We start from the raw sequence: 23,503 nt of genomic DNA on the forward strand, positions 1-23,503 counted from the left end.
AATGTTGACTGACACACCGCTTTTCGCGAGCAAGCCCGCTCCCACAGGGGATTTGTGTACGGCGCAGGTCCCCTGTGGGAGCGGGCTTGCTCGCGAAGAGGCCCGAAAGAGCGCTGAAAGCCTGAAAATCAAGCCTTACCGGTAATCTTCCGATATTTCTCCATCAACTGTTCTTCAGTCTCCGGATGGGCTTCGTCCAGTGGAATGCAATCCACCGGGCAGACCTGCTGGCACTGCGGTTCGTCGTAGTGGCCGACACACTGGGTGCACAGGTTCGGGTCGATCACGTAGATCTCTTCGCCCTGGGAAATGGCGGCGTTCGGGCACTCGGGTTCGCAGACGTCGCAGTTGATGCAATCGTCGGTGATGATCAGGGACATGCTAACTCCAGCCGGGGCGGCAGGCCCGGGCGCAATAAACCAATGCGTGTAATTGTGCCGCATTGGCGCCCGTGTTGCACGCAGGTGCGACGCACTGTAGGAGCCAGCCTGCTGGCGATGAAGCCGAGAACACCGCGGGGTGTCAGGTTTCCCGCGTTATCGTTGACGTCCATCGCGAGCAGGCTCGCTCCTACAGTATTGCGGGGTTATTTCTTGAAGCGCTCGGTCAGGGCGTCCGCCACCGCAGGGTGTACGAACTTGGTGATATCGCCACCCAGGGCCGCAATTTCACGGACCAGCGTCGAGGAAATGAACGAATAACGCTCGGACGGGGTCAGGAACAGGCTTTCCACATCCGGCGCCAGTTGGCGGTTCATATTGGCCAGCTGGAATTCGTATTCGAAGTCCGACACCGCGCGCAAACCACGCAGGAACACGTTGGCATTCTGCTCTTTGGCGAAATGCGCCAGCAGCGTCGAGAAACCGACGACTTCTACGTTCGGCAGATGTTTAGTGACCTCGCGTGCCAGTTCCACCCGTTGTTCCAGAGGAAACAGCGGGTTTTTCTTCGGGCTGGCGGCGACGGCGATGATCACGTGATCGAACAGGCGCGAGGCGCGTTCGACCAGATCGCCATGGCCCTTGGTAATAGGGTCGAAGGTACCTGGGTACAACACTCGGTTCATCGCGTCGTCCTGGCGGGAATCCGTTGGGGAGTCGGATGGTATCGCAGCCTTCCCGGTCGGCCAAGTCGCCTGTTGGGTAAGAAAGCACTATAGACGATGGGAATAATCGTCATTTTCATGGGTTTTTTAAACGCTCGGCCAGGGAAGTCGCCAGTTGTGCCGTCAGTCCGTAGACCGACAATTGCGGATTGGCGCCAATGCTGGTGGGGAACAGCGAGCCGTCGTGGATCGACAGATTGCCCAACTGATGGTGTCGACCGAGGCTGTCGGTCACTGCGTTTGTCGGGTCTTCACCCATGGCGCAGCCGCCCATCACATGGGCACTGCCCAGGCGCGTGCGATACAGCTCCAGGCTCAGGCCATCGATCAGCGTACGGGCTTCGGCGAGGGTCTTAACGTAACGGGCGTCGGCGTGCATCGGCATGACGGCCCTGGCGCCACCGGCAAACTGGATCTCGGCCATGCTGTGGAATGCCCGGCGCAAGCCATCCCAGGCGTAAGGCGAGAGCTGGTAATCCAGCACCGGCGTGTCGTCGCTGCGCAATTCGACGCTGCCACCGGGGCTGTCCGGGTGAAAGCCGTCCCGCAGCAACGCCAGCATGGCGTGGGTATGGGGCAGATTGGCCATGTGTTGCGAATTCTCCTGACCGAAACCGCCGAGCAAGGTGGCGGCCAGCGCCGGATGCAATGGCGGGACCTCCAGTTTGAAGGACATCTTGCCCGTGGTGCCGTCCTGCCACTGGAAATGGTCGGAATAGATCGACTGCGGCGCGCCGTAGAACGGGTTGACGAGTTCGTCGAACAACGCGGCGGACATGTTCACCGGGTGCAGGAACGTACGTTTGCCCAGGCGCTTGTGCGGGTCGGGTGCCCCGGAGCGCATCAGCAAGGCCGGGCTGTTGATGCCGCCACCGGCCAGCACGAAATGCCGCGCCTTGACCGTGATGGTGCGCCCGGTTGGTGCGACGCAGCGTTCATCCATCGCCGAACAGTGCAGGCCGGTGATCTTGTCGCCGCTGATCGTGAGTTTTTCGGCGCGGGCCAGGTAAAGCAGCTCGCCGCCTTTTTCCAGGGTCGCCGGAATGGTGGTGACCATCATCGATTGCTTGGCGTTGGTCGGGCAGCCCATGCCGCAGTAACCGAGGTTCCAGCAGCCGCGAACGTTGCGCGGGATGACGTGCCAGCTGTAACCCAGTTCCTGGCAGCCCTTGCGGATCACATCATTGTTGGCGTTGGGTGGCACCATCCAAGGCGCGACGCCCAGGCGCTGCTCCATTTTCTCGAACCATGGCGCCATTTCCGCCGGGCTGTGACCCTTGACGTTGTGCTCTTTGGCCCAGTGTTCGAGGGTCGGCTCCGGGGTGCGGAAACTGGAGGTCCAGTTGATCAGCGTGGTGCCGCCCACCGCCCGACCCTGGAGGATGGTGATTGCGCCATCCTTGCTCATGCGGCCGATGCCTTCCTGATAGAGGCTGCTGTAGGCCTGGTCTTCAAGCAGCTTGAAGTCGCTGCTGGTCTTGAGCGGGCCTTCCTCGATCAGCAGCACTTTGTAACCGGCCGCGCTGAGGATTTCGGCGGTGGTGCCGCCGCCGGCACCGCTGCCGATGATCGCCACGTCTGCTTCGAGTGTCAGGTCCTGGGTCAGTTGTGAGCCGTTGTAGGTTTTCCAGCCTCGGGCCATGCCTTCGCGAAACGGATCGGGTACGGGCATCTTCGGGTTCTCTTTTTATTATGGTTCAGGTGCTGTGGTGATAAGACTGACGCCTTCGCGAGCAAGCCCGCTCCCACAGGATCAAGTCGTTCACAAAAGGTGCAGCCACCTCAACCTTGTGGGAGCGAGCTTGCTCGCGATGGGGTCGCCACGGTCTCAAACGGTTGGCGGCCCGGGATACCCGCAATGCGCCCACGATTCCTTGCGGCCGTACCAGGCCATCATCACCAGTTGCAGCAAAGAGCTGTGGCCCATGCGCAACAGGCTCAACGAGCTGTTTTCCCAACGATCGAGGAATTGCCGGATATCGTCGGCGCTGGCGTTTTCCCAGCTGCCCCAGATTCCGGTCAACGGTCCGCGGGTGACGGCCATGCCCAGCACATCGAACAGTTGGCGGGTCAGTTTGAGCATTTCCGGCGACAGATGCGCGAGGTTGTAATCCAGGCTTTCAAGTGTGCCTTCGACAGCCTCGGGCATCCGTTCGGAGGTCACGGCGCCATTGAGCATGACCGGAATCAACGCTCGCAAGAACAGCAGGTCGCCGCTGCGCAGCGTGACGAAGCCACTGGCCGGGACGCTCGCCGAACAGCCGCTGAGGCTGGCGCCCAACCCGGCAGTGGCGAGAAAGGCGCTGGCGCCGAGGCTGAATTTAAGCAACCCGCGCCGTGACAGCGCGGGTGTATCGGACAGACTGGGATTCATTCTTGTTATTTCCCGGCGGTGATGATCGTTAGCGGATGAACAGCTTCTGGATCAGCTTCTGGATCGATTTGCCATACGGCGGGTAAATCAGTTTCGCCGCGTTGAACCGCTGCTTGATCAAGACACCCTTGGCCTTGCTGAAGGTCAGGAAGCCTTCATGGCCATGGTAGTGACCCATGCCCGAGGCACCGATGCCGCCGAACGGCATGTCGTCCTGGGCGACGTGCAGCAGTGTGTCGTTCAGGCACACGCCGCCGGAGTGGGTTTCGTGCAGCACGCGCTGTTGTTCGCGCTTGTCATAGCCGAAGTAGTACAGCGCCAGTGGGCGCGGGCGTTGATTGATGTAGGCAAAGGCCTGGTCCAGATCCTTGTACGGCACGATCGGCAGCAGCGGCCCGAAGATTTCGTCCTGCATCACCGTCATCTCGTCAGTGACATTGAGCAGCAGGCTATGGCTCATGCGGCGGCCCTGGCCTTGGTCGAACAGCGGCATCAGCAACGCACCCTTGCTGGTGGCGTCGCTGATGTAGCCGTTGAGGCGCGCCAGTTGTCGCTCATTGATGATCGCGGTGTAGTCCGGGTTGTCGGCCAGCGTCGGATAAAACCCGCGGACGGCAGAGCGGTAGGCTTCGACGAAACCTCCCACGCGATCCTCCGGCACCAGCACATAGTCCGGGGCCACGCAGGTCTGGCCGGCGTTCAGGGTCTTGCCGAAGGCGATGCGTTCGGCGGCGTCCTTGAGCGGTACATCGCGGGAAACGATGGCCGGGGACTTGCCGCCCAGCTCAAGGGTCACCGGGGTCAGGTTTTCCGCAGCGGCGCGCATCACGTGTTTGCCGATGCTGGTGGCGCCGGTGAACAGCAGGTGATCGAACGGCAGACGTGAAAACGCCACGCCAATGTCTGCCTCGCCAAGGACCACGCACACCAGGTCTTCGGGGAAGATACGCGCCAGCAGTTGCTTCATCAGCAGGCCGGTCGCGGGGGTCGACTCACTGAGCTTGAGCATCACCCGGTTGCCCGCCGACAGCGCGCCGACCAACGGACCGATTGCCAGGTACAGCGGGTAGTTCCACGGCACGATGACCCCGACCACGCCCAGCGGTTGGTAAACGACTTTGGCAGAGGCGGGCTGGAAAGCGACACCGACCTTGCGCCGCGAAGCTCGCATCCAGCCCTTGAGGCGTTTGCTGGCGTAATGGATACCGTGCAGGCTGGGCATCAGTTCGGCAACCAGGGTTTCATCGGCGCTGCGATGGCTGAAGTCCTGGCTGATCGCGTCGATCAAGGCCTGGCGTTCGCTGTTCAATAAATCCTTCAGGGCCTTGAGCCATTGCTGGCGCTGCGCGGCGGGTGGCATCGGGTTGGCGGCGTAGGCAGCACGCTGGGCGTCGAACAGGGCCTGAAGCTCTTCCAGCGGCTGCTGTAGGTTTTGCAGGTAGGAAATGTCAGCAGTCATGGTCGGCTCCGGATTTATTGTAATGAAGTACTTTTTAGAGTCTATGCTCTAAAAAGTCAAATGACATCCTGGAACAGCTTTGTTTTATCCGCTCGCGGATAGATCTAAGATGCCCGTCAACGCACTCTGAATTTAAGCTCAAGCCATGGCCCCACGGATCAAAACCAGCGAGCGCATCGTGCAGAACAGCCTGGAGCTGTTCAACCAGCAGGGCGAGCGCAGCATCAGTACCAACCACATTGCTGCCCATATGGAAATTTCCCCGGGCAACCTGTACTACCACTTCCCTAACAAGCAGGCGATCATCGCCGTGCTGTTCAGCGAGTACGAAAGCCTGGTGGACAGCTTCCTGCGCCCGCCCCAGGGCCGCGCCGCCACGGTGGAAGACAAACGCTTCTACCTCAAGGAGCTGCTGTCGGCGATGTGGCGCTACCGCTTTCTGCATCGCGATCTCGAACATTTGCTCGACAGCGATCCGGACCTCGCCGACCGCTATCGACGTTTCTCCCAGCGTTGCCTGATCCAGGGGGCGGCGATCTACGAAGGTTTTGTCGCCGCCGGTATCCTGGAGATGGACAAAGTGCAGATCGAATCCCTGACGCTCAATGCCTGGATCATCCTCACGTCCTGGGTGCGCTTCCTGTGCACCACGCGGGAGAACTCCAGCCACTTGAGCGAACAGGCCATTAAACGCGGGGTTTATCAGGTGCTGGTGCTGGAAGCCGGGTTCGTCACGGATCAGTCCCGCGATGCGGTCAAGGCCTTGTTCGAAGAGTTTTACGTGCCCCTGGCCCAAGCGCTCGAGGAAGTGTCGTAGGATCGACGTCTGATAAAAATCACAGGAGCCCGTTATGCCCATTGCGCAACTGATCAGCCCGCAAGCACTGGACCTGAAAAAGGACCAGCCGGGGCTGGTGATTCTGGATTGTCGTTTTGCCCTTGAAGACCCGGATTACGGTCAGCGCAGCTATGCCGAGGGGCACATCGCCGGTGCGAGCTACGCCGACCTCGAGCGAGATCTGAGTGGCGTGGTGGTCAAGGGCGTGACCGGGCGCCATCCGCTGCCCGAGCCGGCGCAACTGATCGAGCGCCTGCAGGCCTGGGGCATCAACGCCGATAGCGAAGTGGTTCTGTACGACGACGGTCCGGGGGCCTATGCGGCGCGGGCCTGGTGGTTGCTGGCCTGGTTGGGCAAACGCGACGGTGTATTTATCCTCGATGGTGGTCTCAAGGCCTGGCACGCGGCCGGTTTGCCGCTGAGCCTGGATGCGCCGGCGATCACTCGTGGATCCTTCACCGGCAGTCCTGACACGGCATTGCTGATCAGTGCCGAACGGCTGCAAAAGCGCCTCTCCCGGCCGGAACTGACCCTGCTCGATGCCCGCGCACAGCCGCGTTTCAAGGGGGAAGTGGAACCGATCGATCCGATTGCCGGGCACATTCCCGGCGCTCAATGTGCGGCGTTTACCGACAATCTGGGCAGTGACGGGTGTTTTCTGCCGGCCGATCAGCTCAAGCAGCGCTTTGCCGCAAAACTGGGCGATCGTTCGCCGAAGGATCTGGTGGCGTACTGCGGTTCCGGCGTGACGGCGTGCCACAACCTGTTTGCGTTGTGTCTGGCCGGTTATCCACTTGGCTCGTTGTATGCGGGGTCGTGGAGCGAATGGATCAACGAGCCGACGCGGGGCGTTGCCACCGGCGAATGAGCACCACGAAACCTTGTGGGAGCGAGCTTGCTCGCGATGGGGCCATCACATTCAATATTGATGCTGATTGTAAGCCGCCATCGCGAGCAAGCTCGCTCCCACAGGGATGGATGGTGTTTGTGAGATCTAGTTAAGCCTCGAGTCCCCGTTTTGCACTGCGATACGCCCCCGGTCCAACCCCATACACCTGCTTGAACTGCCGACTCAGGTGGCTCTGGTCGGCAAACCCCAGTTGCATGGCGACTTCCAGCGGCAGACAACCACTCTGCAGCAACGCCCGCGCCCGGGCGATGCGCTGTTGCATCAACCAGGTGTGCGGCGGCATGCCGGTGGCCCGGCGGAACACCCGGGCGAAATGGAAGGGCGAGAGGTTGACCGCCGCCGCCAACGTCTCCAGTGAGGGCGGCGCTGCCAGTTGCGCGTGCAGCAACTCCTTGGCCAGGCTCACGGCCCGGTGTTCCTTGCCGGGTTTACCGGCATCGGGCACCGCCGCGTGACGCTGCAATAGCGACAGCACCAGTTCGCGCCAGACCGTTTGTTGCTGCAAGGCGGTGGCGGGGCTTTCCAGCAAGCGATGGAGTTGGCAGAAGCCGTTCACCAGATCCTGGTCGCGATACAGCGTGGCACCGAAAGCCGGCAGGTGGTGGGTCGGCAGTTCGAGTTCGGCCAACAGCGAGGTTATCTGCCCGCTGTCCGGATAAAACGCCCGGTAAAGCCAGCCATCCTCGGTGCCTTTGTGGCCGGTGTGCAATTCGTCGGGGTTGATCAGCACCAGCGTGCCGCTCCCCGCGAGGTGTTCGGCACCGCGATAGCGATACCGCTGGGCGCCGGCCATGATCATGCCGATCACATAGCCGTCATGCACGTGCGGGGCGAAACGATGATCGATGTAGCGGGCGGACAACAACTCGACCCCGGCCAGGGGCGGGGTTTGCCAGAAGTGGATTGACTCGCCCTGGTCAGCGTCCATGATTCAAGCGCGCCCCGTGGCGGCCAGCCACTCGGGGATGCGCCGTTCAAGGTAGTAACCCGGTTGCCTGAGCGTGCCGTCGACGAAGCCGACATGCCCGCCCTTGGCTTGCAGCTCGAATTGCGTGGATGCGGATAACTCATCGGCGTGCGGCAGGCTGTGGGGAAACACGAACGGATCGTCGGCGGCCTGAATCACCAAGGTCGGCGTACGAATCTCGCCGAGGAAGTAGCGACTTGATGCGCGGCGATAGTAATCCTCGGCATCGGCGAACCCATGCAGTGGCGCGGTGACACGGCCATCGAAATCCCAGAACGTGCGCATGTTTTCCAGCGAGCCAAGCGCAGCCAGTGCAGCCAGCCCATCCTCGCGCCCGTCGTGCTGGAACTGTCGCTGTTTGTTCTTGATGTAGGCGACCATCTCGCGCATGAAATGTGCCTGGTAAACCTTGGAGAAACCCTGGCCGATGCGGTCGGCGCACTGGTCCAGCCGGAATGGCACCGATACCGCCACGGCGGCCGTCACGCCGCTGTCGCTGCCGGTTTCGCCCAGATGCTTGAGCAGAACATTACCCCCGAGGGAGTAACCCACCGCATACAGGGGGGCGAGAGGTCGTTTGGCCCGCAAGTGTCTGATCGCTTCGGCCAGGTCTTCACTGGCACCGGAATGGTAGCTGCGTGGCAGCAGATTGGGTTCGCCCGAGCAACCGCGCCAGTTCAGCGCGACGCTGGCCCAGCCCCGGTCACCCAGGGTTTTTTGCAGGCCAGCGACATAAGGTGAGTTCGAGGACCCGGTGAGCCCGTGCAGCACCAGCACCAAAGGCGCGTCGGCGCTGTGCGGACCGTGCCAGTCCAGATCGAGAAAGTCGCCATCTTCAAGCCACAGGCGTTCGCGTTCACGGCCAATGTGCACGGTTTTACGCCACAGCGGCCCCCACAAGGTTTGCAAGTGCGGATTGCCGAGGCCGAAGGCTGGAGTGAACGGTGAGTGGGCCATTGCGGGGTGCGGGTGCACAGTGATTCTCGGAGAAAGTGCTCATGGGGCTGTCCGAAGGCGCGGCGGGACAGCGCCGCGACCGCGACGTCGGAGGTAACTAACTTGCCACAATCTCGTCAGGTGCGCGACACATGGCGTTGGTTGCGCTTTCGATTGGAGCGGGTAGCGGTTGTTGATCTGCCTTCGGCCCCAGGATGACAACGCGCCATTGGTCGGCGTGGTAATGCCGGTTGAGCGCGGTTTTGATGGATGCGAGGTTCAGCTTCAAGGCGGCTTGCGTGGAGAAGTCGAGGTCCAGCGGCAGATTGTGGGTACTGATGGCGTACAACTGGCTCAAAATCTGCGCATTGGTAGCGCTGTTCAACGGTGCGCTACCGGCCAGTTGCTGCTGGCTGTCGTCAAGTTCCTCTTGTGTCGGCCCTTGGGCCAGGAAGTCGCTGAACATCGTCTTGATATGGGCCAGCACGGCATCGACCTGCTCGGGTGGGGCCTGCAATCTAATGGTCAGCAACCCTTGTGCCTGAAGGGCTGAGAGGCCGGCTTCAACGTGGTAGGTCAGGCCTCGGCGTTCACGGAGTTCATTGCTCAGTCGGTTGGTGAAAACCCGCATGGCCATCTGCAGCGCGTCGTAGTCCGGACTGCTGCGCAGGACACTTGGCTGGGCAAGGCGCAGGTAAGCCTGGGCCGATGGTCGCTCAACGCGCAGCAGACTCGGGTCCGTTGGACTTGTCACGGGCTGGATCGCGGCAGTGGCGGGCCCCGGGGGCAAGGCCGCGGATATCTGCGCACCGATGCGCTGGGCTTCTTCCTCGGTGAGGTCGCCGACCAGTGTGATCTGGGCATTGCCTGCGGCATAAGCCTCGCGATGAAAGTCTTGCGCCTGAGTGCGGGTGATGGAGGCAAGCCCGGCCCGGGTGCCGTAGAGGGACTGAGCATAACCGTGGTCGGGAAACAGTTGGCCGAGGTTCACTTGTCGGGCTTGAGTGGCATGGGACTGATCCTCGAGGTCCAGAAAGTACTGCAGTTGGGATTTCACCCCTGACAGGGATGCCTCCGGCAACAGCGGTTTGCCGAGTACCTGGGCAAACAGTTCCAAGGCTGGAGTACGCCGTGTTTCGTCACTCAGGCTGCGCAGGGAAAACCAGGCCTGGTCCTTGCCGATACCCATGCCCATCCTTGCACCCAGATTATCGAACGTCGCCTGTATGGCATTGACGTCCTTGCCTGCCACGCCCTCATTCAAAAGGCTTAAGGTCACCGCTGCCAGGCCGGGTTGATGGGGGGTGTGGGCGCTGCCGGCAGCAAAGCTCACCAGAGCGTCGAACATCGGCAGGCCAGGCGTGCGGATGAACAGGATCTTGGTCCCGCTGTGAGTTTTGTAGCCCTTGATCGACAGCGTGCGGTGGATAGCCGGAGTCTGTGGTTCATTGAGTGATTGCAGCCCTGGCTTCTGGGGTGCCGTGGTTGCAGCGGCATGGACCTGAGTACTCAACAGCATGCCCGCCATGATCAATCCATTGATGAGGCCTTTGAACTTATCCATTGTTTTTCTCCGGCAAGATTTTCGCGGTACTGAGGCGCTCACGCGTCAGGTAAGTCTTTGCGACCTGTTGAATATCCAGGGGGGTGACCTTGTTCAGCTCATCCGTATCCTGATCGGCCAGCCGCCAGTCGAGGCCGATGGTGTCCAGCAGGCCCAAGGTGTTGGCCTGCCCTTCCAGATCGTCCTGCGCATAAACCGTGTTCGCGATCAGGAGGTTTTTCGCACGCTCCAGTTCTGCCGGTTCCGGTGCTTTGCTCTTCAGTGATTCGATCACTTGCCACAGACGGGCGAGGGCTTCGTCTGTGTCAGTGAGCTTGTCCGGGTTGAGCTGTGTGCTGATGGTCAGTAACGAGTCACCTCGTTTGAAGGCGTCGTACTCTGATTGGGCCTCAGTGAATATTGCCTCGCCCAATTGCAGTTGCTGTTTGATCCGCGCGCTACCGGATCCGGCCAGTAACATATCGAGCAGGCGCAGGGCATGGGCGGTCCGACGATCCAGGGCCGTGGCCAGGCTGGGCGCGTTGAAGCTCATGATCAGGCGTGGGGATGTTATCGGTGCATGCAGGGTCAGTGACCGTTCACCGGCTGAAGCCAGCTCGACGGGTACAGGCGCTGCAGGTGTTGCGCGTCGCTCGAGGTGGCCGAAGTACTGCTGTGCCAGGGCCTTGATCCGCTCAGGTGCAACATCGCCAACGACCACCAGCGTCGCATTGTCCGGCGAGTACCAGGCCTGATACCACTGCTGCAATTGCACGGCGTTCATTCGTCGCAGGTCGTGCATCCAGCCAATTGTCGAGGTGCGGTAGCCGCTGGTCGGGTAGGCAATGCTGTTCAGTCGTTCGTGAGCCGAAGTGGTGATTTCATCATCAACACGCATCCGACGCTCTTCCTGAATGACCTTGAGTTCCGGCGTAAAGTCCTGTGCATCCAGCTCGGCCGTGCTCATCAGGTCGGCGAGTATTTCGAAAGCGACGCCGGCGCGTCCGGAAGACAGTGTCTGGTGAAAGACTGTGAAGTCGGTGCCGGTAAAGGCGTTTTGGCTGGCCCCCAGTTTGTCCAGTATCGCCGCGAACTCTCCGGCGCAGGCTTTGCTGCTGCCCTTGTACACCATGTGTTCGAGGGCGTGGGACAAGCCCGACTGACCGGGCAGTTCGTAGCTTGAGCCGACCTTGATCCAGAGTTGGACGGTGACGATGGGGGACCGGTGGTCCTCGCGCACGACGACCTTGAGACCGTTATCCAGCAAAAAGTCTTGTGTTGCAGGGGGTGAAGTCGCGGCAGCCATGAGCGGCAACCAGGCGATAAAGGACAGCACCAGCGTGTTGCGGGAGATGTTCATCCGTGTACATCCTCAGTGGTTTGCAGGTATTTGCGCAAACCACTGTGGATCATCCGGAAAGGTGTCAGGCGGTAACTATGTAGTGCACTCCCCAAGCGGCTGCGGTTCGGCAGCCCCTTGGTTTTCTGTTCGTCTTTCAACAGCAGGATTTAAAAAATTAGCAACAGAATTATTCCGGTGAGCCCGCCATTGGAAAGATGTGGGCTGTTGTCATTCGCTGTTCTGTAAAGTATGTGTTGGCGAAATTCTGAATGTCCATGGGCGTGATGTTCAGCAGCGCTTGGTATCGTTGCGCCCTACTATCCAGAGGGAGTTTTGCATAGTGATAGGTGGTGAGGAGGTAGGGCAAAGCCGAAGGGTTGTGCTCCCATCCGGCCCATCGTGTAAGTATGTTTTCACGAGCGTGCTCCAAGCTTTGTGCATCGATTGGATTTCGCTTCAGCTCATTGAGATAAGTGCGCAATCCGCTTTCTAATTGACTTGGAGTCTGATCTGCCGATTGAGCCTTGACGCTTAAGAAAAAAATACCCGAATTTTGGTTGAGGATTTTCCGCGCAGCGCCAGATCCGCCGGGCATAAGCCGGAAGTAGTTGTTCAGAAGCTCCACGATGATATCCAGGGCGCCAAGAGCGTTAGGATTATCTTTTAAAAAATCGAAGTCAGGCAGATTGAACGCCATGATCGCTAGAGGCTCTTTAGTGTCTTTGCGCACTTCGATGTGTCGCTTGCCCGGTTCGGCAGCTTCTTTGTCGTACTTGAAGTCTTCAAGAGGTTTGTGTGGGATCGCGGAGAAATGTTGTTCTGCCAAAGAGAAAATATTGTCGGCGCTTACATTCCCAACAACGATCAGCGTTGCATTGTTGGGCATATACCATCGTTGATGCCATTGCTGTAACTGATCGAGATCAAGGCGTGACAGGCTGGTTGGAGTGCCGTCTGGATTGTTGGAGTAGCCGCTGAAAGGGTAAAGTAGTTCGGTGACTTCCTGGGGGGTGAGGTAGTTGGATATAAAAATATCCCGCGCGGCCCGATGGCTATTCTTCCGTTTAATGACTTTCTGTAAAGTTGCTTCGGTCATTTTTGGTGCGGACATCATGGTTGCGAGTTGGCTGAAGGCTACGTCTAAATCGGCAAGGCGTACACGCTGCCTGTAGCTTGTGAAGTCATCAAGGTGAAATGAGGTAAGCTCCTTTCCGTCGGGGCTTGGTATATATTCGTTGTCATTAAGTAATAAGCTGGAAAGGATGATGTTTATATCTGCGTTTTCCGGTAATTCGTTACAGCGGCTGACTTTGTAAACGAGATCGATGTAAGCATCGGTAGCTTGACTTATTTCGCCGGTAATGATTTTCAACCCATTGTCGAGAGTGAGTTCTTTTGTTGGTGTGGTGGGGTATTTTAGTTGCATAGGTTTGCAAGTCCATTTGCGGTTACGCGAGTTATTTCGCCCGCCTAAGATGGCTCGCAAGTAATAAATCTATCTAGCGTAAATATATTTCTAATTACAATGTTTGCGGAGTAATCGGGTGAGTGGATGCCCACCCGAAGTTGGCTATGCGGACAGGACAGCGTTGCGCTGCCAAAGCGAGTAATAAACCCGCCCGGATTTCTGCTCCCGGTGCAGGCGCCAATTGTCCGGCAGGCCCAGGGTCGACGGCGCGGATTCGCTTTCGGTGTACACCCAGGCATCTTCGGCCAGCCATTGACGCTCTTCGAGCAACTTGCAAACGGCGGGCAGCAGGTTCTGGTTGAACGGCGGGTCGAGGAACACCAGGTCATAGGCCGTTGCGGTCTGGGTTTCAAGATAGCGCAGGGCGTCGGCGGTCTGGACCTGGCCGTTGGTGCACCGCAGGGTGCCCAAGTGCTCCTTCAGGCTGGACACCGCGATGCTGCTGGCGTCCAGCGCCTGGCCCATGGCCGCGCCACGGGACAGGGCTTCGAGGAACAGCGCGCCGCTGCCGGTGAACGGGTCGAGCACCTTGGCGCCCGGCACGTACGGCGCGAGCCAGTTGAACAGGGTTTCACGTACGCGGTCCGGCGTCGGGCGCAGGCCCGGGGCGTCGGGGAAGCTCAGTTTGCGGCTGCGCCATTCGCCACCGATGATGCGCAGCTGGTTCACGCCGTTATGGACGTTTTTGGCGGGTTTCTTGGGACTGGCCATTAATGCTCCGGAACCCCGAGCGGCTGCTCGGAAGGTTTATCAGTAGGGGCCGGTAACGGCTTTTGCGGCACGGTCGGGCCAGCGCTGACGATGACCATTTTGTCCGTGCCCAGGTGTTTGTTCATGGCGGCTTTGACCTGTTCGACGGTCAAGGCCTGGGACTGCTGCATGAATTCTTCCAGGTGGCTCAGCGGCAGGTTGTAGAAACCGATGGCGCCCAGTTGGCCGACGATATCGGCGTTGCTGGCGGTGGACAGCGGGAAACTGCCGGCCAGTTCGCGCTTGGCGTCGTCGAGTTCCTTTTCGGTCGGGCCGGTTTCAAGGTAGTCGGCCAGGACGTCCTGCACCAGTTTCAGGGTGCCTTCGCTCATCTCTGCGCGGGTCTGCAGGTTGATCATGAACGGGCCGCGCACCTGCATCGGGGTAAAGCCCGAATACACGCCGTAAGTCAGGCCACGCTTCTCGCGCACTTCGCTCATCAACCGGGTGCCGAAACCGCCGCCACCGAGAATCTGGTTACCCATGGACAACGCCGCGTAGTCCGGATCGTCGCGATCGATGCCCAACTGCGCGAGCAACAGGTTGGTTTGCTTGGACGGGAACTCTATGTGGCCGATGCTCGCCTTCGGCTCAGTCGGCTGCGCGATTTTTGGCAGCGCCGGACCTTTGGGCAGGGCGGCGGAAACCTGCTCGGCAATTGCTTCGGCTTCCACGCGGGACAGGTCGCCGACCAGCGCGATCACCACGTTGCCCGCTGCGTAGGCTTTCTCGTGGAAAGCACGCAGTTGTGCCTGAGTGATCGCCGGTACGCTATTCGCCGTGCCGTCGCTGGAATGCGCGTACGGGTGATCACCGTACAAGCGGTTCATCAGTTCCAGGCTCGCCAGCTTGCCGGGGTTCTGTTTCTGGTATTCGAAACCGGCGAGCATCTGGTTCTTGATGCGCAGCAGTGAGTCGGCCGGGAAGGTCGGCTTGCCGATGACTTCGGCGAACAGCTTCAGGGCCGGCTCGCGCTTGTCCTTGGCACTCAGGCTGCGCAGTGAAGCGATTGCCATGTCTTTGTAAGCGCCATTGCCGAAATCGGCGCCCAGGCCTTCGAAGCCCTGGGCAATGGCGCCGACGTCCTTGCCAGCCACGCCTTCGTTGAGCATGGCGTTGGTCAGCAGCGCCAGGCCCGGTGCATCGCCGTCCTGGCTGCTGCCGGCGGCGAAGATCAGGCGCATGTCGAACATCGGCAGCTCATGGGCTTCGACGAACAGCACCTTGGTGCCTTCGGCGGTGTTCCAGGTCTGCACGTCCAGCTTGCGGTGGTCCGGCGCCTTGCCGTTGAGTTCGGTCAGCGATTGCAGTTTCTGGCTGGCCTTGGCTTTGTCCAGGGCTTCACTGGCACTGGTTTCGCCGGAGCGCGACAGATAGAACGCGGCAGAGCCGATAACAGCGGCAGCGATCAGCCCGATCAGGGCCAGGCGGGAGGGTTTACGCTCACTCATGAGTCGTCTCCAGAGGCAGTACATGGGCGACGCTGAGACGTTCGCGGGTGAAATACAGCTTGGCGGCTTTCTGGATATCTTCCGGGGTCACGCTTTCCAGGTCGGCCAGTTCGGTGTCCATCAGTTGCCACGACAGGCCGACGGTTTCCAGTTGGCCGATGGCGGTGGCCTGGCTGGTGATCGAGTCGCGCTCGTAGACCAGGCCGGCGATGACTTGTGCGCGAACCCGTTCTAGCTCTTCGGCCGTCGGCGCAGTGGTTTTCAACTGATCGAGCAGCTTCCACAATCCGGCTTCGGCCTGGGCGATGGTCTTGTGTTTCTGTGTGTTTGGCGATGCCGACAGGGTGAACAGGCTGTCGCCACGGGTGTAGGCGTCGTAACTCGACGAGCCGCCGGACACCAGTTCTTCTCCGCGCTCCAGTTGCGTCGGGATGCGTCCGCTGTAGCCGCCATCGAGCAGCGCCGAGATCAGGCGCAGGGCATTGACGAGGCGCTTGTCTTCGGCGGTGGCAATGCTCGGCACGTTGAAGGCCAGCATCAGGCTGGGCAGTTGGGTTTGCACATGCAGGGTGATCTGGCGCTCGCCCGGTTCGGCCAGTTCCAGCGGCTTTTTCGCGGCCGGTACATCACGCTTGGCGATCGGGCCGAAATAGCGTTGGGCCAGAGCCTTGACTTCGTCCGGTGTCACGTCGCCGACCACCACCAGCGTGGCGTTGTTCGGCACGTACCAGGTCTGGTACCAGTTGCGCAGTTCTTCGACCTTCATCCGCTCAAGATCGGCCATCCAGCCGATGGTCGGCGTGTGATAGCCGCTGGCCGGGTAAGCCATGGCCTTGAAGCGCTCATAGGCTTTGGACATCGGCTTGTCGTCGGTGCGCAGGCGACGTTCTTCCTTGATGACCTCGATTTCCTTGGCGAACTCGTCGGCCGGCAGGCGCAGGCTGGCCATGCGGTCGGCTTCCAGTTCGAAGGCCACGCCCAGGCGATCCCGGGCCAGCACCTGGTAGTACGCGGTGAAGTCGTCGCTGGTGAATGCGTTTTCTTCGGCGCCGAGGTCGCGCAGGATCAGCGAGGCTTCACCGGGGCCGACCTTCTCGCTGCCCTTGAACATCATATGTTCCAGAGCGTGGGACAGGCCGGTATTGCCCGGCGTCTCGTAGCTGGAGCCGACCTTGTACCAGACCTGGGAAACGACAACGGGTGCGCGATGGTCTTCGCGCACGACCACCTTCAAGCCGTTGTCGAGAGTGAATTCGTGGGTGGGTTGCGGGTCGGCAGCCAGGGCCGAAAGGGGCAGGCAAACTGTGCTGAGCAGCAGGCCTGCGGCGCGGCGGGCAAGAGCATTCATTCGTTTTCAAACCTTTGGGGCTGCCCGCTTGTTCTTAGCGTCAGCGGGCGAGAGGGTGCTAGGATACTGATCCGTTTTAGCGGCGGCCACGCCTATCAGGCCTTTATGCTTGATCAGGTTGAATGGGTTTGCGACGGAAGGTGGATATTTATCAACTGAATTCCGCGTTTTCGCCGATTTTGCTGCTTTAGTCCAATGAGAATTCGATTCCGTGAGGTGCCATTGAGCACCTCGACAAAATGTTGCGCGTGAACAAGCTGGGTGAAACACAGTCTGTTCTGCATCGATTATTTATTTGCCGGGGCGCCATTGGCGCGCCGCTACCGTGAGATAGCCGTCCTCCATGTTTGGTTCCAACGACGACAAGAAGACCCCAGCTGCGGCTGGCGAGAAAAAAAGCCTGTTCGGATGGCTGCGCAAAAAGCCGCAGGAACCCGTCGTCGAACAGCCACAAGCCATTCCTGAACCCGCGCCGACGCCGGTCACGGTAATAGAAGAAGCGCCCGCGCCGGTTGTTCTGCCGGTTGCCGAGCCGTTGCTGCAACCCAAGGTTGAAGCCGCTCCCGAACCCGTCAGCGAAATCGTCACTGAACAGCCGCTGGCCCCTACGGCCGAACCGTGGTTGACCCTGCCGGTAGCCGAAGAGCCCGTGGCATTGGTCGAAAATGACCTGGCCCCCCACGTGACCCCGCCGATTCCGGCCCCGGCAGCGTTTACGCCGACGCCGGTTCACGCGCCTGTTGTCGAAGCGATGGTTGAACCGGTCGTCGTGGCCGAGCCTGTTCCCGTTGTCAGCCAGCCAGAGGTTCCGGTATTCGTTGCTCCGGTTGCTCCGGTTGCTCCGGTTGCTCCGGTTGCTCAAGCACCGGCACCCGCTCCGATTCCTGCGCCGATCGCGACGCCCGTCGAAACCCCGATAGAACCCGTACGCACCGAAGAAACCAAAGCCGGTTTCTTCGCCCGCCTCAAGCAGGGCCTGTCCAAGACCAGCGCCAGTATCGGCGAAGGCATGGCCAGCCTGTTCCTGGGCAAGAAGGTTATTGATGACGAGCTGCTCGAGGACCTCGAAACCCGTTTGCTGACCGCCGACGTCGGTGTCGAAGCCACCTCGGTGATCATTCAGCGTCTGACGCAGAAGGTTGCGCGCAAGGAGCTGGCCGACGCCGACGCGCTGTACAAATCCCTGCAAGCCGAGCTGGCCGCGATGCTCAAACCTGTCGAGCAGCCGCTGAAGATCACCTCGCAGAACAAGCCGTTCGTGATTCTGGTCGTCGGCGTCAACGGTGCCGGCAAGACCACCACCATCGGCAAGCTGGCGAAGAAACTGCAGCTGGAAGGCAAGAAAGTCATGCTCGCCGCCGGCGACACCTTTCGTGCGGCGGCGGTAGAGCAGTTGCAGGTCTGGGGCGAGCGCAACAAGATCCCGGTGATCGCCCAGCATACTGGCGCCGATTCGGCTTCGGTGATCTTCGACGCCGTGCAGGCCGCCAAGGCCCGTGGCATCGATGTGCTGATCGCCGACACCGCCGGCCGCCTGCACACCAAAGACAACCTGATGGAAGAGCTGAAAAAGGTTCGCCGCGTGATCGGCAAGCTCGACGCCGACGCACCTCACGAAGTGCTCCTGGTGCTTGACGCCGGCACCGGCCAGAACGCCATCAACCAGGCCAAGCAATTCAACCAGACCGTCGAACTGACGGGCCTGGCGCTGACCAAGCTCGACGGCACCGCCAAGGGCGGGGTGATTTTTGCCCTGGCCAAGCAATTCGGCCTGCCGATCCGCTACATCGGCGTCGGCGAAGGCATCGACGATTTGCGTACCTTTGAAGCAGAACCCTTTGTCCAGGCATTGTTTGCCGAGCGGGAGCGTTCATGATTCGTTTCGAACAGGTCGGTAAGCGCTACCCGAATGGTCACGTCGGCTTGCATGAGCTGAGCTTTCGAGTCCGTCGTGGCGAGTTTCTGTTTGTCACCGGTCATTCCGGTGCCGGTAAAAGCACCTTGTTGCGGCTGTTGCTGGCCATGGAGCGTCCGACCAGCGGCAAATTGCTGCTCGCCGGGCAAGACCTGAGCACCATCAGCAACGCACAGATTCCTTTCCTGCGTCGGCAGATCGGCGTGGTGTTCCAGAACCACCAGTTGTTGTTCGATCGCACGGTGTTCAATAACGTCGCGTTGCCTTTGCAGATCCTGGGGCTGTCCAAGGCCGAGATCGCCAAGCGCGTGGACTCGGCACTGGAGCGTGTGGCGCTGTCGGATAAAACCGATCTGTACCCGGGCGACCTGTCCACCGGTCAGCAGCAGCGCGTTGGCATCGCCCGCGCCATCGTCCATCGCCCGGCCTTGCTGCTGGCGGATGAGCCGACCGGTAATCTCGACCCGCGTCTGGCCGCCGAGATCATGGGTGTGTTCGAAGACATCAATCGCCTGGGTACCAGCGTGCTGATCGCCAGTCACGACCTGGCCCTGATCGCCCGCATGCGCCACCGCATGCTGACGCTGCAACGCGGTCGATTGATCGGTGACGGGGAGGCCGCGGTATGAGTGCGACACGCAGCCCCAAGGTTTCCGAGCGCGTGGCCCCGAAAGCCGCCGATCCGCAGCCGCAAAAGAAAAAACACGACGATGACGACGGGCCGGACTTCGCCACGTTGTTCCGTGCCTGGATCGAAAGCCATCGCGCCAGCATGGTCGACAGCCTGCGTCGCCTGGGCAAGCAGCCGATCGGCAGTTTTTTCACCTGCATGGTGATGGCGGTGGCCCTGAGTTTGCCCATGGGGCTGTCACTTTTGCTTAGTAACGTCGAGCGTCTGGGTGGTTCCTGGCAACGCGCGGCGCAGATTTCCCTGTATCTGGACCTTGAGGCCAAACCGGCCGAAGGCGAATCGCTGCGCGATCAGATCAAGGGCATGCCGGGCGTCGCCGACGCCGAATACGTTGGCCGGGATCAGGCGCTGGAAGAGTTCCAGCAACAGTCGGGGCTGGGCGAGGCGCTCAAGGAATTGCCGGAGAACCCGCTGCCGGGCGTGGTCCTGGTGACGCCGAACGAGGTCGACAAGCCGGCCCTTGAAGCATTAAGACAAAAACTATCCGAGCTGCCGAAGGTACAGCAGGCGCAACTTGATTTAGTCTGGGTCGAGCGTCTGGCAGCCATCCTCAAGCTGGGTGACCGTTTTGTCTTCGGTCTGACCGTGCTTCTGGTTTCTGCATTACTTTTGGTGATAGGCAATACCATTCGTCTTCATATTGAAAACCGCCGCACAGAGATAGAAGTGATTAAACTGGTCGGCGGCACTGACAGCTATGTCCGCAGGCCCTTTCTGTATATGGGTGCGCTGTATGGCTTCGGTGCGGGGATTCTGTCCTGGGGCGTGCTTGCGTTCGGCCTTGATTGGTTGAACGACGCGGTGGTAGGGCTGGCCGGTTTGTACGGCAGTGATTTTGCGCTGGCTGGAGTGCCAGTTGCCGACGGTCTGTCTCTCTTGCTTGGCGCGGTGCTGTTGGGGTATATCGGTGCATGGATTGCAGTCGCACGCCACCTGAGGGAGCTTGCGCCTAAGTAGTATCATTTTGCTCGTATTGACCTTTCAGCGTTTATGGGTTTTAGGGAACTTGTCTTTCGGTTTCCGGTCAATTTTCGCAGTGCTGAACTGCACGAGTTTGTAAGTCGGAGGTTTTTTCGTATGACCAATTCTTTGCAACCTGCATATGCTCTGGTCCCGGGTGCGAACCTGGAGGCTTATGTGCACACCGTCAACAGCATTCCATTGCTGTCGCCGGAGCAGGAGCGTGAACTGGCCGAGAGTCTCTATTATGAGCAGGATTTGGGGGCGGCTCGGCAGATGGTGCTCGCCCACCTGCGTTTTGTTGTACATATCGCCCGTAGCTATTCCGGCTACGGCCTGGCCCAGGCTGACCTGATTCAGGAAGGCAACGTCGGCCTGATGAAGGCTGTTAAACGCTTCAACCCGGAAATGGGCGTGCGCCTGGTGTCCTTTGCCGTGCACTGGATCAAGGCGGAAATCCACGAGTTCATCCTGCGCAACTGGCGCATCGTGAAAGTCGCGACCACCAAGGCCCAGCGCAAGCTGTTCTTCAACCTGCGCAGCCAGAAGAAACGCCTGGCCTGGTTGAATAACGAGGAAGTTCATCGCGTCGCTGAAAGCCTGGGCGTAGAGCCTCGGGAAGTGCGTGAGATGGAAAGCCGCCTGACCGGCCATGACATGGCCTTCGACCCGGCTGCCGAAGCGGACGACGACAGTGCATTCCAGTCGCCGGCCAACTATCTGGAAGACCACCGGTACGACCCGGCGCGTCAACTGGAAGACGCCGACTGGAGCGACAACTCCAACCACAACCTGCACGAAGCGCTGGAAGTGCTGGACGACCGTAGCCGTGACATTCTCTACCAGCGCTGGCTGGCGGAAGAAAAAGCCACGCTGCACGACCTGGCGCAGAAGTACAACGTGTCGGCCGAGCGTATTCGCCAGCTCGAGAAGAGCGCGATGAACAAGCTCAAGTTGTCGATCGCTGCGTAACTGGCGGGCAGGCAGTAAAAAAACCGAGCAGTGATCCTGTGGGAGCGAGCTTGCTCGCGATGAGGTCCGAACATTCAATACATAAGTTGAATGTCAGGCCGTCATCGCGGGCAAGCCCGCTCCCACAGTGGTTTTCAGGGCCTGAAAGAATTGTGATCGGTTATTGAGACCAAGGCGCCCGGCGCGAATCGTTCAGGCCCACCAGGTAACTGTCCCCGCCCAACTGGCTCATCTGCTGCCTGATCCAGCCAGCCCGGCGTGAAACGTAGGAAGTCGGATGGCTTGCGCTCCAGACCCGCGGGTTTGGCAGTACGGCGGCCAGCAAGCTCGATTGCTGTCGGCTGAGGTTTTTCGCGCTGGTCCCAAAATGATGCCGTGCCGCAGCCTCTGCGCCAAACACCCCGTCATCCCACTCAACGCTATTCAGGTACACCTCAAGAATCCGCTGCTTGGGCCAGAATACTTCGATCAGGCCGGTGAACCAGGCTTCCAGGCCTTTGCGCAGCCAGCTGCGGCCAGACCACAGGAACAGGTTTTTCGAGACTTGCTGGCTGAGGGTGCTGGCGCCGCGGATCGAACCTCCGCGCTCGTTATGGGCAAACGCCGCCTGAATCGCGCCGATATCGAAGCCCCAGTGCTCCGGGAATTTCTGGTCTTCGCCGGCAATCACCGCGACTTTCAGGTCATCGGAGATCTCGTCCCAGGGTTTCCAGGTCCGTTGCAGGTCGATGGGTTCGCCGTCAATCCAGGATTCGATCTTGCGCTCGATCATCAGCGTCGTCCCCGGAGGCGGCACCACGCGAAAGATCAGCACCAGCAATACGCTGCCGCCCATGAACCAGAGCACGGCCTTGGAGAAATGACGGAAATAGATACGCAGCATAGAGATGGCTTGGCCGAACCCGTTGAGCGGGCCATTATACAGACCCTTTGGATCGAAACTGACTGGAGTTCTGCATGCTGCGTGGCTTTCTGATGCTGGCCGCTTTTTTCGGCTTCACCGGTGTCGGTCTTGGCGCCTTTGCCGCCCATGGGCTGAAGAACCGCCTGAGCGCCGAGTACCTGGCGATCTTCCACACCGGCGTCACCTATCAACTGGTGCATGCCCTGGCGCTGCTCGGTGTCGCCGCGCTGGCCACGCAAATTTCCGGTCGACTCGCCACTTGGGCCTGCGCGTCGTTTGCCATCGGTATCCTGCTGTTCTCCGGCAGTCTGTATGTGTTGACGCTGACGGGCATCAGCAAGCTCGGCATCATCACCCCGTTCGGTGGCCTGGCGTTTCTGGTTGGCTGGTTTTGCCTGGGCCTGGCCGCCTGGCGTTTGTAGCCTACCGCTTGACGCTTGTTGCTGACCTTTAGGTCATGATCAAGCTAGAATGCCTGCCCCAAAAAATGATGGCGGCATTCGGCATGCGCATTCAGTTGAACGGCGAATCCTTTGAACTGCCCGACGGTGAAACCGTTGCGGCCCTGCTGACCCGTCTGGACCTGACCGGACGCCGGGTGGCGGTCGAACTCAATCTGGATATCGTCCCGCGCAGCCAGCATGCAGACACCAGGTTGAACGACGGCGACAACGTCGAAGTGGTGCACGCCATCGGCGGCGGCTAGTAGTCTCGGCCGAGTGGCCACAGAATTCTGCAAGTACCTCACCCCTACAGAGGATTTCCCATGAGCATCGTTCGCAGCGACAAGCCTTTCGTCCTGGCCGGTCGTACTTACCAGTCGCGTTTGCTGGTCGGTACCGGCAAGTACCGTGACATGGAAGAAACCCGCCTGGCCATCGAAGCCTCGGGTGCCGAGATCGTCACCTTCGCCGTACGTCGCACCAACCTCGGTCAGATCGAGGGCGAGCCGAACCTGCTCGAAGTGCTGTCGCCGGATCGCTACACCTTCCTGCCGAACACCGCCGGCTGCTACGACGCCATCGAAGCTGTGCGCACCTGCCGCCTGGCCCGTGAGCTGCTCGACGGCCACAACCTGGTGAAGCTGGAAGTATTGGCCGATCAGAAAACCCTGTTCCCCAACGTGATCGAAACCCTCAAGGCCGCCGAAACGCTGGTCAAGGAAGGCTTCGACGTGATGGTCTACACCAGTGATGACCCGATCATCGCCCGGCAATTGGCGGAAATCGGCTGTATCGCGGTGATGCCGCTGGCCGGTCTGATCGGTTCGGGTCTGGGGATCTGCAATCCGTACAACCTGCAGATCATCCTCGAAGAAGCCAAAATTCCGGTGCTGGTGGATGCCGGCGTCGGTACCGCTTCCGACGCCACCATCGCCATGGAATTGGGTTGTGATGCGGTGCTGATGAACTCGGCTATCGCCCACGCCCAGCAGCCGGTCATGATGGCTGAAGCCATGAAACATGCGATCGTCGCAGGCCGCCTGGCTTACCTCGCCGGCCGTATGCCGAAAAAACTCTATGCCAGCGCCTCTTCGCCGCTGGATGGTCTGATCAAGTAAGAGCCATTG

23 protein-coding genes are annotated in these 23,503 nt (G+C 60.2%); 9 read left to right on the plus strand and 14 right to left on the minus strand.

Annotated features, from left to right (window positions below):
* Positions 1 to 128 precede the first annotated feature (128 nt).
* From PMI26_RS13150 to PMI26_RS13130, 5 genes are all read right to left on the minus strand, one after another.
* Positions 129 to 380: a YfhL family 4Fe-4S dicluster ferredoxin gene (locus tag PMI26_RS13150; RefSeq protein ID WP_003195146.1), complete on the minus strand. Its 252-nt coding sequence runs from the start codon at positions 378 to 380 to the stop codon at positions 129 to 131.
* Positions 381 to 586: 206 nt separating this feature from the next.
* Positions 587 to 1,066, minus strand: a complete 480-nt coding sequence (gene coaD / locus PMI26_RS13145; RefSeq protein ID WP_007975368.1) for a pantetheine-phosphate adenylyltransferase — start codon at positions 1,064 to 1,066, stop codon at positions 587 to 589.
* 115 nt (positions 1,067 to 1,181) lie between these two features.
* Entirely contained in the window at positions 1,182 to 2,777 is a 1,596-nt protein-coding gene (locus PMI26_RS13140) for a GMC family oxidoreductase (protein ID WP_007975369.1), read from the minus strand.
* 156 nt (positions 2,778 to 2,933) lie between these two features.
* Entirely contained in the window at positions 2,934 to 3,479 is a 546-nt protein-coding gene (locus PMI26_RS13135; protein WP_007975370.1) for a hypothetical protein, read from the minus strand.
* A gap of 28 nt (positions 3,480 to 3,507) precedes the next feature.
* Positions 3,508 to 4,938 (minus strand): coniferyl aldehyde dehydrogenase, encoded by a 1,431-nt coding sequence (locus PMI26_RS13130; protein ID WP_007975371.1) that lies wholly within the window; start codon positions 4,936 to 4,938, stop codon positions 3,508 to 3,510.
* Positions 4,939 to 5,083: 145 nt separating this feature from the next.
* Between PMI26_RS13130 and PMI26_RS13125 the strand changes: the two genes are divergently transcribed.
* Entirely contained in the window at positions 5,084 to 5,755 is a 672-nt protein-coding gene (locus tag PMI26_RS13125) for a TetR/AcrR family transcriptional regulator (RefSeq protein WP_007975372.1), read from the plus strand.
* A gap of 34 nt (positions 5,756 to 5,789) precedes the next feature.
* On the plus strand, positions 5,790 to 6,644 hold the full coding sequence (locus PMI26_RS13120; protein WP_007975373.1) for a sulfurtransferase: 855 nt from the start codon (positions 5,790 to 5,792) through the stop codon (positions 6,642 to 6,644).
* A gap of 130 nt (positions 6,645 to 6,774) precedes the next feature.
* Here PMI26_RS13120 and PMI26_RS13115 read toward each other — a convergent pair whose 3' ends face one another.
* The 8 genes from PMI26_RS13115 to PMI26_RS13080 all read right to left on the minus strand — a co-directional run bounded on the left by PMI26_RS13115 (position 6,775) and on the right by PMI26_RS13080 (position 16,491).
* On the minus strand, positions 6,775 to 7,614 hold the full coding sequence (locus tag PMI26_RS13115; RefSeq protein ID WP_007975374.1) for an AraC family transcriptional regulator: 840 nt from the start codon (positions 7,612 to 7,614) through the stop codon (positions 6,775 to 6,777).
* A gap of 3 nt (positions 7,615 to 7,617) precedes the next feature.
* Positions 7,618 to 8,610 carry a hydrolase gene (locus PMI26_RS13110; RefSeq protein ID WP_007975375.1) on the minus strand — a complete coding sequence of 331 codons (993 nt, stop codon included), beginning with the start codon at positions 8,608 to 8,610 and terminating at the stop codon, positions 7,618 to 7,620.
* Positions 8,611 to 8,707: 97 nt separating this feature from the next.
* Complete coding sequence (locus PMI26_RS13105; protein ID WP_007975376.1) at positions 8,708 to 10,153, minus strand: M16 family metallopeptidase; 1,446 nt, start codon at positions 10,151 to 10,153, stop codon at positions 8,708 to 8,710.
* Entirely contained in the window at positions 10,146 to 11,492 is a 1,347-nt protein-coding gene (locus tag PMI26_RS13100; RefSeq protein WP_007975377.1) for a M16 family metallopeptidase, read from the minus strand. The genes PMI26_RS13105 and PMI26_RS13100 overlap by 8 nt, the downstream gene beginning before the upstream one ends.
* A gap of 169 nt (positions 11,493 to 11,661) precedes the next feature.
* On the minus strand, positions 11,662 to 12,900 hold the full coding sequence (locus PMI26_RS13095; protein WP_007975378.1) for a M16 family metallopeptidase: 1,239 nt from the start codon (positions 12,898 to 12,900) through the stop codon (positions 11,662 to 11,664).
* 144 nt (positions 12,901 to 13,044) lie between these two features.
* Positions 13,045 to 13,653 carry a 16S rRNA (guanine(966)-N(2))-methyltransferase RsmD gene (gene rsmD, locus PMI26_RS13090; protein WP_007975379.1) on the minus strand — a complete coding sequence of 203 codons (609 nt, stop codon included), beginning with the start codon at positions 13,651 to 13,653 and terminating at the stop codon, positions 13,045 to 13,047.
* On the minus strand, positions 13,653 to 15,143 hold the full coding sequence (locus tag PMI26_RS13085) for a M16 family metallopeptidase (protein WP_007975380.1): 1,491 nt from the start codon (positions 15,141 to 15,143) through the stop codon (positions 13,653 to 13,655). The genes rsmD and PMI26_RS13085 overlap by 1 nt, the downstream gene beginning before the upstream one ends.
* A complete protein-coding gene (locus tag PMI26_RS13080; protein ID WP_007975381.1) occupies positions 15,136 to 16,491 on the minus strand; it encodes a M16 family metallopeptidase in 1,356 nt (451 codons plus the stop codon). The genes PMI26_RS13085 and PMI26_RS13080 overlap by 8 nt, the downstream gene beginning before the upstream one ends.
* Positions 16,492 to 16,834: 343 nt before the next feature.
* On the opposite strand from PMI26_RS13080, the gene ftsY reads away from it, so the two are divergent.
* From ftsY to rpoH, 4 genes are all read left to right on the plus strand, one after another.
* Complete coding sequence (ftsY, locus tag PMI26_RS13075; RefSeq protein ID WP_007975382.1) at positions 16,835 to 18,367, plus strand: signal recognition particle-docking protein FtsY; 1,533 nt, start codon at positions 16,835 to 16,837, stop codon at positions 18,365 to 18,367.
* Positions 18,364 to 19,035, plus strand: coding sequence for a cell division ATP-binding protein FtsE (gene ftsE / locus PMI26_RS13070; RefSeq protein WP_007975383.1), 672 nt, complete (start codon positions 18,364 to 18,366; stop codon positions 19,033 to 19,035). Before ftsY ends, ftsE begins: the two co-directional genes overlap by 4 nt.
* Positions 19,032 to 20,054 (plus strand): permease-like cell division protein FtsX, encoded by a 1,023-nt coding sequence (gene ftsX / locus PMI26_RS13065; protein ID WP_007975385.1) that lies wholly within the window; start codon positions 19,032 to 19,034, stop codon positions 20,052 to 20,054. Before ftsE ends, ftsX begins: the two co-directional genes overlap by 4 nt.
* Before the next feature lie 120 nt (positions 20,055 to 20,174).
* Positions 20,175 to 21,029 (plus strand): RNA polymerase sigma factor RpoH, encoded by an 855-nt coding sequence (gene rpoH / locus PMI26_RS13060; protein ID WP_007975386.1) that lies wholly within the window; start codon positions 20,175 to 20,177, stop codon positions 21,027 to 21,029.
* A gap of 160 nt (positions 21,030 to 21,189) precedes the next feature.
* Here the strand turns inward: rpoH and mtgA are convergent, their stop codons facing one another.
* Positions 21,190 to 21,912 carry a monofunctional biosynthetic peptidoglycan transglycosylase gene (gene mtgA, locus PMI26_RS13055; RefSeq protein ID WP_007975387.1) on the minus strand — a complete coding sequence of 241 codons (723 nt, stop codon included), beginning with the start codon at positions 21,910 to 21,912 and terminating at the stop codon, positions 21,190 to 21,192.
* Positions 21,913 to 21,986: 74 nt separating this feature from the next.
* Here mtgA and PMI26_RS13050 point away from each other — a divergent pair, with 74 nt between their 5' ends.
* From PMI26_RS13050 to PMI26_RS13040, 3 genes are all read left to right on the plus strand, one after another.
* Positions 21,987 to 22,355 (plus strand): DUF423 domain-containing protein, encoded by a 369-nt coding sequence (locus tag PMI26_RS13050; protein ID WP_007975388.1) that lies wholly within the window; start codon positions 21,987 to 21,989, stop codon positions 22,353 to 22,355.
* A gap of 83 nt (positions 22,356 to 22,438) precedes the next feature.
* Entirely contained in the window at positions 22,439 to 22,639 is a 201-nt protein-coding gene (gene thiS, locus PMI26_RS13045) for a sulfur carrier protein ThiS (protein WP_162130286.1), read from the plus strand.
* Positions 22,640 to 22,699: 60 nt separating this feature from the next.
* On the plus strand, positions 22,700 to 23,494 hold the full coding sequence (locus PMI26_RS13040; RefSeq protein ID WP_007975390.1) for a thiazole synthase: 795 nt from the start codon (positions 22,700 to 22,702) through the stop codon (positions 23,492 to 23,494).
* Positions 23,495 to 23,503: the final 9 nt, after the last annotated feature.

It is taken from the genome of Pseudomonas sp. GM33, assembly GCF_000282295.1.
Lineage (GTDB): Bacteria > Pseudomonadota > Gammaproteobacteria > Pseudomonadales > Pseudomonadaceae > Aquipseudomonas > Aquipseudomonas laurylsulfatiphila.

Excerpts from the sequence above, each read along its gene's own strand:
- PMI26_RS13125 (WP_007975372.1), top strand. The coding sequence starts at position 5,084 with ATGGCCCCACGGATCAAAACCAGCGAGCGCATCGTGCAGAACAGCCTG.
- PMI26_RS13140 (WP_007975369.1), bottom strand. The coding sequence starts at position 2,777 with ATGCCCGTACCCGATCCGTTTCGCGAAGGCATGGCCCGAGGCTGGAAA.
- PMI26_RS13130 (WP_007975371.1), bottom strand. The coding sequence starts at position 4,938 with ATGACTGCTGACATTTCCTACCTGCAAAACCTACAGCAGCCGCTGGAA.
- PMI26_RS13115 (WP_007975374.1), bottom strand. The coding sequence starts at position 7,614 with ATGGACGCTGACCAGGGCGAGTCAATCCACTTCTGGCAAACCCCGCCC.
- rsmD (WP_007975379.1), bottom strand. The coding sequence starts at position 13,653 with ATGGCCAGTCCCAAGAAACCCGCCAAAAACGTCCATAACGGCGTGAAC.
- mtgA (WP_007975387.1), bottom strand. The coding sequence starts at position 21,912 with ATGCTGCGTATCTATTTCCGTCATTTCTCCAAGGCCGTGCTCTGGTTC.
- PMI26_RS13100 (WP_007975377.1), bottom strand. The coding sequence starts at position 11,492 with ATGAACATCTCCCGCAACACGCTGGTGCTGTCCTTTATCGCCTGGTTG.
- PMI26_RS13120 (WP_007975373.1), top strand. The coding sequence starts at position 5,790 with ATGCCCATTGCGCAACTGATCAGCCCGCAAGCACTGGACCTGAAAAAG.
- ftsY (WP_007975382.1), top strand. The coding sequence starts at position 16,835 with ATGTTTGGTTCCAACGACGACAAGAAGACCCCAGCTGCGGCTGGCGAG.
- ftsE (WP_007975383.1), top strand. The coding sequence starts at position 18,364 with ATGATTCGTTTCGAACAGGTCGGTAAGCGCTACCCGAATGGTCACGTC.
- PMI26_RS13110 (WP_007975375.1), bottom strand. The coding sequence starts at position 8,610 with ATGGCCCACTCACCGTTCACTCCAGCCTTCGGCCTCGGCAATCCGCAC.
- PMI26_RS13080 (WP_007975381.1), bottom strand. The coding sequence starts at position 16,491 with ATGAATGCTCTTGCCCGCCGCGCCGCAGGCCTGCTGCTCAGCACAGTT.
- PMI26_RS13085 (WP_007975380.1), bottom strand. The coding sequence starts at position 15,143 with ATGAGTGAGCGTAAACCCTCCCGCCTGGCCCTGATCGGGCTGATCGCT.
- PMI26_RS13095 (WP_007975378.1), bottom strand. The coding sequence starts at position 12,900 with ATGCAACTAAAATACCCCACCACACCAACAAAAGAACTCACTCTCGAC.
- PMI26_RS13135 (WP_007975370.1), bottom strand. The coding sequence starts at position 3,479 with ATGAATCCCAGTCTGTCCGATACACCCGCGCTGTCACGGCGCGGGTTG.
- coaD (WP_007975368.1), bottom strand. The coding sequence starts at position 1,066 with ATGAACCGAGTGTTGTACCCAGGTACCTTCGACCCTATTACCAAGGGC.
- rpoH (WP_007975386.1), top strand. The coding sequence starts at position 20,175 with ATGACCAATTCTTTGCAACCTGCATATGCTCTGGTCCCGGGTGCGAAC.
- thiS (WP_162130286.1), top strand. The coding sequence starts at position 22,439 with ATGCGCATTCAGTTGAACGGCGAATCCTTTGAACTGCCCGACGGTGAA.
- PMI26_RS13050 (WP_007975388.1), top strand. The coding sequence starts at position 21,987 with ATGCTGCGTGGCTTTCTGATGCTGGCCGCTTTTTTCGGCTTCACCGGT.
- PMI26_RS13150 (WP_003195146.1), bottom strand. The coding sequence starts at position 380 with ATGTCCCTGATCATCACCGACGATTGCATCAACTGCGACGTCTGCGAA.
- PMI26_RS13105 (WP_007975376.1), bottom strand. The coding sequence starts at position 10,153 with ATGGATAAGTTCAAAGGCCTCATCAATGGATTGATCATGGCGGGCATG.
- PMI26_RS13040 (WP_007975390.1), top strand. The coding sequence starts at position 22,700 with ATGAGCATCGTTCGCAGCGACAAGCCTTTCGTCCTGGCCGGTCGTACT.
- ftsX (WP_007975385.1), top strand. The coding sequence starts at position 19,032 with ATGAGTGCGACACGCAGCCCCAAGGTTTCCGAGCGCGTGGCCCCGAAA.